This is a genomic window from Rhizobium sp. SG570 (assembly GCF_012275345.1).
GTDB lineage: Bacteria > Pseudomonadota > Alphaproteobacteria > Rhizobiales > Rhizobiaceae > Rhizobium > Rhizobium lusitanum.
Genome location: NZ_JAAZQI010000027.1, coordinates 23,876 through 37,062, shown reverse-complemented (window position 1 = coordinate 37,062; position 13,187 = coordinate 23,876). Strand labels below are relative to the sequence as shown.

The following is a 13,187-nucleotide window of genomic DNA, read 5'->3' as shown; positions in this document are numbered from 1 at the left end:
TCCGCCCAATCTTAATCCTGCCTGCAATACCGGAATGGGACGCATGACCGACCGCAGCTTCACCACCATCGAAAACCACTGGATCACCCTCAAGGACGGCACGCGCCTGGCGGCGCGCATCTGGATGCCGGACAATGCGGAAAACGATCCCGTGCCCGCCGTCTTCGAATTCCTGCCCTATCGCAAACGGGACGGAACGAGCCCTCGGGATGAATCGACCTACCCGGTTTTTGCTGCTGCCGGCATTGCCGGCGTGCGCGTCGATATAAGAGGCTCCGGCGAATCCGACGGCGTGATCGATGGCGAATATACCGAGCTCGAGCTTGCCAATGCCTGCGAACTGATCGCCTGGATCGCCGAACAACCCTGGTCCAACGGCTCGGTCGGCATGATGGGCATTTCCTGGGGCGGCTTCAACTGCCTGCAGGTCGCCGCCTTGAAACCGCCGGCACTGAAGGCCGTCATATCGATCGCCTCCACCGTCGATCGCTACAACGACGACATCCACTACAAGAACGGCTGCCATCTCTCCGCGCAGCTCTCCTGGGCGGCAACCATGCTCGGCTATCAATCGCGTTCGCCCGATCCGGCCATCGTCGGCGAGCGCTGGCGGGAGATGTGGTTGGAGCGGCTGGAACACGAACCCTTCTTCATGGAGGAATGGCTTCAGCATCAACGCCGCGACGATTTCTGGCGGCATGGCTCCATCTGCGAGAATTTCGCGGAGTTCGATGTTCCGGCTATCGTCATTGCCGGCTGGGCGGACGGCTATCGCAATACGCCGCTGTTGGCTGTCGAAGGCCTCGGAAATAAGGCGAAGGCGCTTGTCGGGCCGTGGGTCCACAAATATCCGCATTTCGCCTGGCCGAAGCCACGCGCCGATTTTCACGGCGAGGCCATCGCCTGGTGGAACCGCTGGCTGCGCGGCGACCAGAATGGAGCAGAAAGCATACCGCCAGTTCGCGCCTATATTCTCGATGCCATAAAACCCGCAACACGCCGCGATTTCGACCCTGGTTTCTGGATCGCCAAGCCCGAATGGCAAAAGCCTGATATGCAGTGCTTCTATGTCGAGCAGTTCGGCACGCTGATGGAAGGCATGCCGATCCCACATGCGCCGGAACATCCCATCTATCTGCGCTCGCCGCTCGACACGGGCACCGCCTCGGGCGAATGGTTTACCCTGAAGCCGGACGTGGAAATGGCGATCGATCAGCGTCTCGACGATGCCGGCTCGCTCACCTTCCAGACGGCGCCGCTTGTAGAGGATCACGATTATCTGGGACGCCCGGTACTTGCGTTGACGCTTCGATGCGACGCGGAAACGGCAAATCTCTGCGCAAGACTTGTCGATATCCATCCGGACGGCACGGCGACGCGCGTCTCCTTTGGCGTGCTCAATCTCGCCCATCGCAACAGCAATGCCGAGCCCGAACCACTGAGCAAGGGCGAGCGCACCAGGGTCACGCTGACGCTCGATGCCTGCGGCTACCGCTTCCGCAAGGGTCATCGCATCCGCCTGTCCCTGTCGACGGCCTACTGGCCGATGGTCCTGCCGCCGCCGGAAGATCCGGGCCTGACGATCGACCTCGCCTCCATCGGCCTCGGCCTGCCAAAGCTCGGGGCGCACGACGTCATCGACTTGAAGCAGCCCGATAATCCGGATCCGCTGCCGAAATACATCGAACATGCGCCGGCTTCGACGAAACGGCGGGTGATGCGCGACCTTTCGGCAGGTAAAACTCACTATGAAATTCATGAGGATACCGGACTTTTTGAACATCCCGGTACAGGTCTTTCCACGCGGCAGCTACGTGAAGAAGTGTGGTCGATCGCACCGGACGATCCGCTGTCGATGAAGGGCATTTCGACCTGGACATGCGACATGCAACGCCCCGACTGGTTCGTTAGGACGATCGCGACATCGGCGATATCCTGCACGGCAACGGACTGGATCGTCAGCGCTTCCGTCACCGCCTATGAAGGCGAGACGCAGATTTTCCGCAAAGTGTTCGAGGAGAAGCGCGTCCCGCGCGACCTGATGTAAATCAGCGCGTGCCTGCGAACCGGCTTGCCGCGGCGCATATGGCGGCAAAGCCGTCGCGGGCGCCGTCGCTCATATGTCTCGCCCGCAGCCAGGCATGCACCATCTGCGGCTCCTCGCGGAACCAGACCTCGACGCCCGCCTGCGCCAGCCTTGCCGCATAATTGCGGCCGTCGTCGCGCAACGGATCGAAATGCGCCACCGTGATGAAGGCGGGGGGAAGGCCGGCAACCGATTGCGAGGCAAGCGGCTCGGCAACGGGATTGCCTGATGGAGCCTGCAAGACGCTGCGGTAGTAGCCGACATCGGCGGTCGTCAGCCCCGGCGCGTCCGCCATCTCCTGGTAGGAACCGGAGACGAGATCGCCGCCGAGCGCGGGATAGATGAGGATCTGACCCGCAATCCCCGAAAGACCGTCGGCCTTCGCGCGGATGGCCAATCCAGCCGCGAGATTGCCGCCGGCGCTGTCACCGATCAGCACGACGGCCTTTCCCTCGGCAAGCAATTGCCCGAGAACGCTGAAGCAATCATCCGTCTGCGTCGGCCAGCGATACTCCGGCGCCAGACGATAGTCGACGGAGATAAGCTCTGCTCCGGCATGGTCGGCAATCTCGGCGCAAATCGCGTGGTGGCTTTCGAGCGAGCCGACGACGAAGCCGCCGCCGTGAAGATAGAGCAGGCAGGTTGCGGTGCGGATGTCGGCCGGAAGGTAGCGCCTGATCGGAATCGTTCCCGACACAAGCTCATCGCGCATGCGCATGCCATCAGGCAATGGTCGGTCGAAGCGAGCGCAGAGCGCGTCATACCATTGGCGTTGCTGTCCGATGGAAGCCGTCACCGCGTCCGGCGGATAAAAGGAATCGCAGATCTCCATGAACTGCAAGATACCCGCCTCGGTCGGCATCGGGCGCTGCGGAGAATACATCTGAAATCCTCGTTCCGTTGGAATTGTCGAGCAATAGCACAATCCCGCCGCGGGCCGCTTATCCGCTTACGGCCAAAGCCGCCGCGACGGCGACATACGGCTGGACGGCTCCACGGAAAGGCGAGCGATTGCACACAGCCCCTCATTGCCGGAAGATTCGTCAGAAACTGCACATTTTTCACGCAAGTGCATGCACTATTGATTCCAGAAATTGTCGCTCAATCACATCACCAAATAAAATCAATGAGTTGTGATTTGGCACGCCACTTGCTTTGCTACTGTCGAGTTGGTGGCTAGGGTTCCGGCGCTCCATTGAGAGCGTGACTGGTCCGAGAGCTGCCACCGGTCGGGAGAGAAATCCCACCGGATGCACGGCGGGACAAAAGCCCGGGAGACCTCGTAAGCCAAGGGATTGGCGGCGCGATGGTCTTTGCCGATCCCTTTTGATGAAAAGCAAAAGGGGAATTTCTATGCAGACTTTTTCAAAGATCCTTTCCGTAACCGCTCTTTCGGTATCGCTGGCTCTCGGGCTCGGCTCCGCCGCCAGCGCAGCACCCAAGACCAGCTTCAAGGTCGCCTGGTCGATCTATGTCGGCTGGATGCCCTGGGGCTATGCCGCCGACCACGGCATCGTCAAGAAATGGGCCGACAAATACGGCATCAGCATCGACGTCACCCAGTTCAACGACTATGTCGAATCGATGAACCAGTACACGGCAGGCGCCTTCGATGCCGTGACGCTCACCAATATGGACGGCCTGTCGATCCCCGCGGCGGGCGGCGTCGACACGACTGCCGTCATCGTCGGCGACTTCTCCAACGGCAATGATGCCGTGATCCTCAAGGATAAGACCAGCCTTGCCGATATCAAGGGCCAGAACATTAATCTCGTCCAATATTCGGTCTCCCACTACCTGCTCGCCCGCGCGCTCGACAGCATCAAACTGACCGAACGCGACGTGAAGGTGGTCAACACCTCGGACGCCGACATGGTCGCGGCCTACAAGACACCTGATGTCTCCGCCGTCGTGACCTGGAACCCCTTGGTCTCGACCATTCTCGAGGACCCCACCGCCAAGAAGGTGTTCGACAGTTCGCAGGTGCCGGGCGAGATCATCGACCTGATGGTCGCCAACAGCAACGTACTCAAGGACAACCCGAATTTCGGCAAGGCACTGGCCGGCATCTGGTATGAAACGGCGGCGCTGATGAAGGCCGACACGGCGGAAGGCAAGGCTGCCCGCGAGGCGATGGGCGCGGCCTCGGGCACGGATATCAAGGGCTTCGAGGCACAGCTTGCAGCCACCAAGCTCTTCGACAAGCCGGCCGACGCCGTCGCCTTCACCGCATCACCGAGCCTGCCGAAGACGATGGATCTCGTGCGCAACTTCCTGTTCCAGAAGGGCCTGCTCGGCAATGGCGCTGCTTCCGCCGATGTCATCGGCATCGAAATGCCCGATGGCAAGGTTCTCGGCGACAGCAAGAATGTCAAGCTGCGCTTCACCGAGAGCTACATGAAGGCAGCCGCCGACGCCTCGCTCTGAGCGAAAGACCCATCGGCGGCGCGATGGCGCCGCCCCGTTCCTTCATTCGCGGAGCATTGTTCATGCGTTGGATCAACACCAGGCCGAGCCCGGGCGCGCAGCTTGCCTTGACGCTGCTGCCCTTTGCGCTGCTGATCGTCGCCTATGCCATCGGTTCGGCCGCGCGGCTTGCCGAAAACGCCAACGACAAGCTGCTGCCCAATCTTGCCGGCTTTGCCGATGCGATCGACCGCATGGCCTTCATCGCCGACCCGCGCACGGGAGATTATCTGCTGTGGTCCGATACGGGGGCGAGCCTCGTGCGGCTGCTATCCGGTCTCGGCATATCCACAGCGATCGCGCTTTGCCTGGGCATGCTCATCGGCATGTTGCCCTATCTCAGAGCCCTGCTCTCCCCTTTTGTCGCCGTCATCTCGATGGTGCCACCCTTGGCGCTTCTGCCGATCCTCTTCATCGTCATGGGCCTGGGCGAGACGTCGAAGATTGCGCTGATCGTCATCGGCGTCACGCCGACGATGATACGCGATCTGGCGCTGAAGGCGCTGGAATTGCCGCGCGAGCAGATCGTCAAGGCCGAAACGCTCGGCGGCTCCTCCTGGCAGATCGCTCTTCGCGTCGTGCTGCCGCAGATCCTGCCACGGCTGATCACCTGCCTGAAATTGCAGCTCGGCCCGGCCTGGCTGTTCCTGATCGCGGCTGAAGCGATCTCGTCGGATGCCGGCCTCGGCTACCGCATCTTCCTCGTTCGCCGATACCTGTCGATGGACGTGATCTTTCCCTATGTCGTCTGGATCACGCTGCTCGCCGTGCTCATGAACTATCTGCTCGATCGCATCCGCATCGCCGTCTTCCCCTGGTCGGAGCTGGAGAAGCAGGCATGAGCGCGCTCAGCATCGAAAAGGTCTGGAAGGAATATGGCGACCAGATCGTCCTTGAGGACGTGTCGCTGACCGTGGATTCGCGCGCCTTCGTCGCGCTGGTCGGCCCCTCTGGCTGCGGCAAGTCGACCTTTCTGCGCATGCTCTTGGGGCAGGAGCAGCCAACCAGGGGCAATATCCTTCTCGACGGCGTGGCGTTGCCGTCAGAGCCAGGTGCGGATCGCGGCGTGGTCTTTCAACGCTATTCGGTCTTCCCGCATCTGACCGTGCTCGGCAACGTGCTGCTCGGCAAGGAACTCACCGCCTCCCGCTATAAGGCAAGGCTCCTTGGTGCAGCGCGCCGGAGCGCCCTCGATGAAGCCCGTCAGCTGATCACCGAGGTTGGCTTGGCTGGCGCGGAGAACAAATATCCGGCCCAGCTTTCCGGCGGCATGCAGCAGCGCCTCGCGCTTGCCCAGGCTCTCATCATGCGGCCGAAGGTGCTGTTGCTCGATGAGCCCTTCGGTGCGCTCGATCCCGGCATCCGCGCCGAAATCCATACGCTGATGAAGCGGCTGTGGCACGAGACGCAGATGACCGTCGTCATGGTGACCCATGACATGCGCGAAGCCTTCACGCTCGCCACCCGCGTCGTCGCCTTCGAGCGCCGCCGCGACCGGCCGGAAGAAAAGGAGCGCTACGGCGCGACCATCACCAAGGACATTTCCATCTGGCCGCCGCGCATCGCCGGCGCAGCCTCGATCTTCAGCCCCGACCGGGACGGCCCGGTCGCTTCCCCGGGGCACCGCCGGGACGACCTGGCACCGCTGGGAGACATCTAGCCATGCAGCACGTCAGACGTTCGCCGGAAGAAATCGCCGCCAATCGCGCACGCTATGAGGAACATCAAAGGAAAGGACTGGAGTTCGCGCCCAAGGCCTTGCCCGCGCCAAGCCCCCTTCCCGCCCCGCCTGTCGACGCAGTTCGCGTCATTCATCAGGAGGTCATACCGGGCGGCTGGTATTGGTCGACCCGCATCAAGCGCGGCGAGACGTTGCGCATCGCCCAGCAGCAGGGTTTCTCGACGGTAACGCTCGTCGCATGGAATGCGGCCGAAACAAGCGAGCGGCTGAACCTGCCCGACACCGTGAAAATGCAGTGGACCACCGCCCTTTCGAAAGGCCGGGTGATCTTCTCCGATATGGGCCGGGTGATGTTTTCCGTGATCGAGGATTCCTCCGGCGCTCATGATTGCCTTATGGGCGGCTCCACGGCCACGTCGAATCTCACGAAATATGGCGAGGGTACGCGCAACACCCGCGACAACCTCGTTTTGCTTGCGACCAAGGCCGGGCTTGAGCGGCGAGACATCCCGGCGGCGCTTTCGCTCTTTGCCCCCGTCCGCGTCGACCAGGACGGCAAGTTCCAATGGAGACCCGAGCTTCGTCATGAGGGCGACTACATCGAGCTTCGCGCCGAGATGGAAATCATCGTCGGCCTCTCCAATTGCCCGCATCCGCTCGACCCCAACCCCGACTACCGGCCCAATCCGGTAACGGTCACCCGCATCGCAGCAACCGAGCCACGCGCGGACGACATTTGCCGGACGGCAACCGCCGAAGCCGTGCGCGGCTTTGAAAACAACGCGCTGGCAGCGATCTGAGCGAGGAGCAATATCGTGACCCCATTCATCCAGACCGCATCCAGCCGCACCCTCGATAACGCCGCGCAGGATCACTTCATCCCGGCCGAAGCGCCCTTCTCAACCGTGATCCGCAAGGGCCAGACGCTGCGCATCGAGGATAGCTACGGCCAGCAGGCGATCGACACGCTATTCTACAACGCTGAAGACCACTCCGAGCGCTATTCCAGCCAGGACACGATGCGCGAGCAGGGTGCCGCCTATATCACCACAGGCACCCGGATCGTCTCCAATGAGGGGCGAGTGATGCTGACCATGAGCGCCGACAGTTGCGGGCGCCATGACACCTCGGCCGGCGCCTGCTCCTGCGAGAGCAACACGGTGCGCTTCGGCCATGGCACGAAGTATCTCCATGCCTGCCGCGACAATTTCGTTCTGGAGGTCTCCAAGCACGGCATGAGCAAGCGCGACGTCGTGCCCAACATCAATTTCTTCATGAACGTGCCGATCGAACCATCCGGCGAGATGACGATCGTCGACGGTATTTCCGCGCCTGGTGACTATGTCGAGCTGAAGGCCGAGATGGACGTGCTGCTCGTCATCTCCAACTGCCCGCAGATCAACAATCCCTGCAACGGTTTCGATCCGACGCCGATCCGGGTTCTCGTCTGGGACGGTGAGGCCTGAGATGTTCAAAAAGATATTGATCGCCAACCGAGGCGAAATCGCCGTCCGGATCATCCGGACATTGAAACGCATGGGCATCGCCTCCGTCGTCGTCTATTCCGACGCCGACCGGTTTTCCAAGGCATCGCTGATGGCCGACGAGGCCGTAAGGCTCGGTGCGGCAACCGCCTCCGAGAGCTATCTTAATGTCGATGCCGTCATCGCCGCCTGCAAAGCGACTGGCGCCGAGGCCGTCCATCCTGGCTACGGTTTCCTGTCGGAAAACATCGGTTTTGCCGAGCGGCTGGCCGCGGAGGGCATCGTCTTCATCGGCCCAACGCCGGAAAACATTGCCGCCTTCGGCCTGAAGCACACGGCGCGCGAGCTGGCGCGAGCAAGCGGCGTGCCGCTACTTCCGGGCAGCGGTCTTGTCGACACGAGCGAGGCGGCGCTAGCGGCCGCCGCGGAGATCGGCTACCCGGTCATGCTAAAATCGACAGCGGGCGGCGGCGGCATCGGCATGCAGCTCTGCGAGGATGCCGATAGTCTGAAGGCCGCTTTCGAAAGCGTGCAGCGCACGGCCAAGGCAAGTTTCGGCGACGCGCGCGTCTATCTCGAACGCTTCGTTTCCAAGGCCCGTCACGTCGAGGTGCAGATCTTCGGCGATGGCGAGGGACGGGTGATCGCGCTCGGCGAGCGCGACTGCTCGCTGCAGCGCCGGAACCAGAAGGTGATCGAGGAAACCCCCGCCCCCGGTCTTTCGCCCGCCGTGCGAGAGCGTCTGCACGCCGCGGCCGTGGCGCTGGGCACCTCCGCACGCTACCAATCCGCCGGGACGGTGGAATTCATCTACGATCCGCTGCGCGAGGAATTCTACTTCCTCGAGGTCAATACCCGCCTGCAGGTCGAGCATCCGATCACGGAAGCCGTATATGGCATCGATCTCGTCGAATGGATGATTCGCCAGGCGGCCGGCGAGGATGTGATCACCGGCAACGACCATCTGACTCCGAGCGGCGCTGCGATCGAGGCTCGCATCTATGCCGAGATGCCGCATGCCGGCTTCCGGCCCAGTGCCGGTCTGCTGACGGAAGTCGCCTTCCCGGCGAGTGCGCGCGTGGATGGCTGGATCGAGACCGGCACGGAAGTTACGCCCTTCTATGACCCAATGCTCGCCAAGGTGATCGTCACGGCCGAAGACCGACCTGCCGCGATCGAGAAGTTGAAGCACGCGCTTGCGGAAAGCGCCATCGCCGGCATCGAGACCAATCTCGAATATCTCAAGGCGATTGCGGGATCGGATCTGCTGTCGAGCGGCGATGTGGCGACGACCGCGCTCAAGGACTTCGCCTTCGTCCCCGACATCATTGAGGTGGTGGCGCCCGGTGCGCAGTCGAGCATACAGGAGCTACCCGGCCGGCTCGGCCTCTGGCATGTCGGCGTGCCGCCGAGCGGCCCGATGGACGAGCGCTCGTTCCGCCATGCCAATCGGCTCGTCGGCAACGCCGATGAGACGGCGGCGCTGGAACTCACCGTATCCGGCCCGATACTCAAGATCTTCTCGGACATCACCATTGCTCTCGCAGGCGCGCGCATGCCGATGAGCCTCGACGGCCTCCCTCTGCCGCATGACGAAGCCGTCACCATCAAGGCGGGACAGACGCTTGTGATCGGCGCGATAGAGGGTGCCGGCCAGCGCTCCTATCTCGCGGTTGCGGGCGGCTTTGCAGCCCCCGTCACGCTCGGCTCGAGAGCGACCTTCGGCCTCGGGAAATTCGGCGGCCACGCCATTGGCACGCTCCAGACCGGCCATGTGCTGCGGCTGGCCCGCGCACCGCAACTGCCCGCCAAAGCAGCTGAGGCACCGGCGCCGCTGACCCGCAACTGGCAGGTCGGCGTTCTCTATGGCCCACATGGCGCGCCGGACTTCTTTCTGGAAGACGACATCGAGACGCTGTTCTCGACCGAATACGAGGTGCATTTCAACAGCGCCCGCACCGGCGTGCGTCTGATCGGCCCAGCACCCAAATGGGCGCGCAGCGACGGTGGCGAAGCCGGCCTTCACCCCTCCAATCTCCATGATAATGCCTATGCTGTGGGAGCCATCGACTTTACCGGCGACATGCCGATCATTCTCGGACCCGATGGCCCGAGCCTCGGTGGCTTCGTCTGCCCTGCCGTCATCGCCCGCGACGAGCAATGGAAAATGGGTCAGTTCAAGCCCGGCGATAAAATCCGGTTTCATCCGGCCGAGCGTGCGCAAGATCCTGTCGCCGGTCCCATGGTGCGGCGCATCGGTGATGAAGCTGGATCGGCGATCGTCGGCCAGAACGAGCATGGACCGGTTCCCGTCGTCTATCGCCGCCAAGGCGACGACAATCTGCTGGTCGAATATGGCGCGATGACCCTCGATATCGCGCTGCGCCTGCGGATACACCTGCTGATGCAGGCGATCATCGAGGTCCGTTTACCTGGGATCATCGACCTGACACCCGGCATCCGATCGCTGCAGATCCATTATGACGGCACCACGCTCACGCGAACGCGCCTGCTGGGCCTGCTTGCCGAGATCGAGGCGGCGCTCCCGGCAGCGCAGGAGGTCAAAGTCCCGAGCCGCATCGTGCATCTGCCGCTCTCCTGGAACGATCCGGATGCCGAACTCGCCATGCGTAAATATCAAGAACTTGTGCGGCCAAACGCGCCCTGGTGCCCATCGAATATCGAGTTCATCCGCCGGATCAACGGCTTGCCCGACGAGCAGGCCGTGCGCGACATCGTCTTCGATGCCAGCTATCTGGTGCTCGGCCTCGGCGACGTCTATCTCGGCGCACCGGTCGCGACCCCAATCGACCCGCGCCATCGGCTGGTGACGACGAAGTACAATCCGGCCCGCACCTGGACGCCGGAGAATGCCGTCGGCATAGGCGGCGCCTATATGTGCATCTATGGCATGGAGGGCCCGGGTGGCTATCAGCTTTTCGGCCGCACCATCCAGGTCTGGAACAGCTGGCGGCAGACACCGGTCTTTGCCCGAGGCAAGCCGTGGTTGCTGAACTTCTTCGACCAGATCCGCTTCTTTCCCGTCAGCCACGACGAACTGGCGGAGGCACGTGCCGCCTTCCCGCATGGAGGCTATCCGGTCAAGATCGAGGAGACGGAATTTTCCTACGGTGCCTATGAAGCAGCACTTGCCCGCGACGCAGCCACCATCGGCGCTTTTAAATCCAGGCAGCAGGCCGCCTTCGAAGCGGAACGCCAGCGCTTGAAGGAACTCGGTCTCGACAGTTTCACCGTCGACGAGGGAGCCGGCCCCGGATTGGGCGGCGACATACCCGAAGGCTGTTTCGGCATCGAAAGTGCCGTACCCGGCAACGTCTGGAAAATACTCGTCGAAGAGGGGCAGCCGGTTGCCGCCGGCGATACATTAGCCATCATCGAATCCATGAAAATGGAAATCAACGTCACCGCACACGCCGCCGGGCGCGTCCGCGATCTGCGCGCCGGCCCGGGGCACAACGTCAAAGCCGGCGATGTGCTCGTCATTCTGGAGGAAATCTGATGCTTCCCACCATTCTCGATCTCGCTTCGCTGAAAGCGGCCTATGCGGCAGGCCTGTCACCGCTCGACCTGGTGGAGGAGATCATCGCCAGACGGAAAGCGTCGGACGATCCGGCGATCTTCATCACCATGACGCCGGATGACGATCTGCGCGCGGCAGCCCGCGAGCTGTTGGCAAGAGTGCCCGAGCCGAACAGCCTGCCGCTCTGGGGCGTTCCCTTCGCGGTCAAGGACAACATCGACGTCGCAGGTCTGCCGACAACAGCCGCCTGCCCGGCCTTCGCCTATCATCCTGAAGAGGATGCGACCACGGTCGCCCGGCTGAAAGCCGCCGGCGCCATCGTCATCGGCAAGACCAATCTCGACCAATTCGCGACCGGCCTTAACGGCACGCGTTCGCCCTATGGCGCACCGCGTTCCGTATTCGACCGCAACTACGTTTCCGGCGGCTCCAGTTCCGGTTCGGCCGTCGCCGTCGCGGCTGGACTGGCGAGCTTTTCCCTTGGCACCGATACGGCAGGCTCGGGCCGCGTGCCGGCCGCCTTCAACAATCTCGTCGGCATCAAGCCGACGCCAGGGCTTGTGCCGAATGTCGGCGTGGTGCCCGCCTGCCGCAGCGTCGATGTCGTCACCGTCTTTGCGGCGACAGTGGGAGACGGCACTACCGTGCGCAGGATCATGGAAGGCTATGACGCTCGCGATCCGTTCTCGCGGCAGGCCGCGCCGGCAAACCTGCCATCATCACGCCCGCGCATCGGCGTGCTCGACGGCGTGGAGCGCGAATTCTATGGCAACAAGGATGTCGAAGCTCTCTATGACGCCGCCATCGAGCGGGCTAAATCGCTGGGTGCAGAGATCGTACCCTTCGACTATGCGCCTTTCCGGCAAGCGGCCGAATTGCTCTACAACGGCCCCTGGGTCGCCGAGCGGCTGGCGGCGGTGAAGGATTTTCTGGAGACGAATGCCGGTGATTTCAATCCGACCGTGCGGACCATCATCGAAGGGGCAAAGGCCTATGACGCGGTCGCTGCCTTCGAAGGCCGGTACCGGTTGGAAGCCTTGCGACAGAAGACGAAGGTGGAATGGGAGAAGGTCGACTTCCTGATGCTGCCGACCTCGCCCACCACCTACACCGTCGAGGAGATGCGGGCCGATCCGATCGTCAAGAACGGCCACTTCGGTCGCTATACCAACTTCGCCAATCTGCTCGACTGCGCGGCGATCGCCATACCTGCCGGCTTTGACGCCAAGGACCATCTGCCCGCGGGCGTGATGCTCGTCGGCCCCGCCTTCACCGACGAAGCATTGGCGCCCTTCGCCGACGCCATGCATCGCGTCCTGAACGCTGGAATGGGCAAGGACCGCACGGCCGCGCTGCCCGCTGCAAGCCGCGTAGCCCCAGCTGCCGAAGACCTCGTTCCAATCGTGGTCGTCGGCGCGCATCTGACCGGCATGCCGCTCAACCATGAACTGACCCGGCCGGGCGGATATAAGTTGAAAACCTGCCGGACGGATGGCAGCTACCGGCTCTTTGCGCTCCCCGGCACCGTCCCCCCGAAGCCGGGACTGGTGCGCGATCCGGGTTTTGCCGGCAAGGGTGTGGAAGTTGAGGTCTGGGCTCTGCCGCCTGCGGCATTCGCCCGGTTCGTCCAGAATATTCCGGCACCGCTGGGCGTCGGCAAGATCACGCTCGACGATGGAAGTTCCATCTCGGGGTTTCTCTGCGAGGTCCATGCCGTCGCTGACGCCCGGGATATCACCGAATTCGGCGGCTGGCGCGGCTATGTAAGCGCCGCTGACCCGGCTTCTTGAGGAGGCAAGTCAAATGCCGGAATTGCTGATGAAGGCGTTGCGAACCATCCTCGAAGGCCTGATAGCGAGAACCGGTGCTATCGGTGGCGGCCGTCCTGACAGGCACGACCTCCAATCACAAAAAACTCGTGTTAGCGAC

The 13,187-nt window shown here is 62.7% G+C and carries 9 protein-coding genes and 1 riboswitch; of the genes, 8 read left to right on the top strand and 1 reads right to left on the bottom strand.

Annotation, left to right across the window (positions count from 1 at the left end; genetic code table 11):
* Positions 1-43: 43 nt before the first annotated feature.
* Positions 44-2,047, top strand: a complete 2,004-nt coding sequence (locus FHT28_RS32670; protein ID WP_168598513.1) for a CocE/NonD family hydrolase — start codon at positions 44-46, stop codon at positions 2,045-2,047.
* Position 2,048: 1 nt separating this feature from the next.
* On the opposite strand, the gene FHT28_RS32665 is transcribed toward FHT28_RS32670, so the two are convergent.
* On the bottom strand, positions 2,049-2,969 hold the full coding sequence (locus FHT28_RS32665) for an alpha/beta hydrolase (RefSeq protein ID WP_168598512.1): 921 nt from the start codon (positions 2,967-2,969) through the stop codon (positions 2,049-2,051).
* Between the two features lie 282 nt (positions 2,970-3,251).
* Positions 3,252-3,365, top strand: a riboswitch (guanidine-I (ykkC/yxkD leader).
* A 74-nt stretch (positions 3,366-3,439) separates the two neighbouring features.
* Between FHT28_RS32665 and FHT28_RS32660 the strand changes: the two genes are divergently transcribed.
* The 7 genes from FHT28_RS32660 (at position 3,440) to atzF (ending at position 13,048) form a co-directional block, all read left to right on the top strand.
* Positions 3,440-4,513 (top strand): putative urea ABC transporter substrate-binding protein, encoded by a 1,074-nt coding sequence (locus FHT28_RS32660; RefSeq protein WP_047561379.1) that lies wholly within the window; start codon positions 3,440-3,442, stop codon positions 4,511-4,513.
* A 62-nt stretch (positions 4,514-4,575) separates the two neighbouring features.
* The gene (locus FHT28_RS32655; protein ID WP_168598511.1) at positions 4,576-5,394 is read left to right on the top strand and encodes an ABC transporter permease; all 819 of its coding nucleotides are present in this window, start codon (positions 4,576-4,578) and stop codon (positions 5,392-5,394) included.
* Positions 5,391-6,212, top strand: coding sequence for an ABC transporter ATP-binding protein (locus FHT28_RS32650; protein ID WP_168598510.1), 822 nt, complete (start codon positions 5,391-5,393; stop codon positions 6,210-6,212). Before FHT28_RS32655 ends, FHT28_RS32650 begins: the two co-directional genes overlap by 4 nt.
* Before the next feature lie 2 nt (positions 6,213-6,214).
* A complete protein-coding gene (locus tag FHT28_RS32645) occupies positions 6,215-7,033 on the top strand; it encodes an urea amidolyase associated protein UAAP1 (protein WP_037197385.1) in 819 nt (272 codons plus the stop codon).
* A gap of 15 nt (positions 7,034-7,048) precedes the next feature.
* On the top strand, positions 7,049-7,699 hold the full coding sequence (locus FHT28_RS32640; RefSeq protein ID WP_037197384.1) for an urea amidolyase associated protein UAAP2: 651 nt from the start codon (positions 7,049-7,051) through the stop codon (positions 7,697-7,699).
* Between the two features lies 1 nt (position 7,700).
* On the top strand, positions 7,701-11,237 hold the full coding sequence (gene uca, locus FHT28_RS32635; protein ID WP_168598509.1) for an urea carboxylase: 3,537 nt from the start codon (positions 7,701-7,703) through the stop codon (positions 11,235-11,237).
* Complete coding sequence (gene atzF, locus FHT28_RS32630; RefSeq protein WP_168598508.1) at positions 11,237-13,048, top strand: allophanate hydrolase; 1,812 nt, start codon at positions 11,237-11,239, stop codon at positions 13,046-13,048. Before uca ends, atzF begins: the two co-directional genes overlap by 1 nt.
* Positions 13,049-13,187 lie beyond the last annotated feature (139 nt).

Excerpts from the sequence above, each read along its gene's own strand:
- FHT28_RS32660 (WP_047561379.1), top strand. The coding sequence starts at position 3,440 with ATGCAGACTTTTTCAAAGATCCTTTCCGTAACCGCTCTTTCGGTATCG.
- FHT28_RS32650 (WP_168598510.1), top strand. The coding sequence starts at position 5,391 with ATGAGCGCGCTCAGCATCGAAAAGGTCTGGAAGGAATATGGCGACCAG.
- uca (WP_168598509.1), top strand. The coding sequence starts at position 7,701 with ATGTTCAAAAAGATATTGATCGCCAACCGAGGCGAAATCGCCGTCCGG.
- atzF (WP_168598508.1), top strand. The coding sequence starts at position 11,237 with ATGCTTCCCACCATTCTCGATCTCGCTTCGCTGAAAGCGGCCTATGCG.
- FHT28_RS32670 (WP_168598513.1), top strand. The coding sequence starts at position 44 with ATGACCGACCGCAGCTTCACCACCATCGAAAACCACTGGATCACCCTC.
- FHT28_RS32645 (WP_037197385.1), top strand. The coding sequence starts at position 6,215 with ATGCAGCACGTCAGACGTTCGCCGGAAGAAATCGCCGCCAATCGCGCA.
- FHT28_RS32655 (WP_168598511.1), top strand. The coding sequence starts at position 4,576 with ATGCGTTGGATCAACACCAGGCCGAGCCCGGGCGCGCAGCTTGCCTTG.
- FHT28_RS32665 (WP_168598512.1), bottom strand. The coding sequence starts at position 2,969 with ATGTATTCTCCGCAGCGCCCGATGCCGACCGAGGCGGGTATCTTGCAG.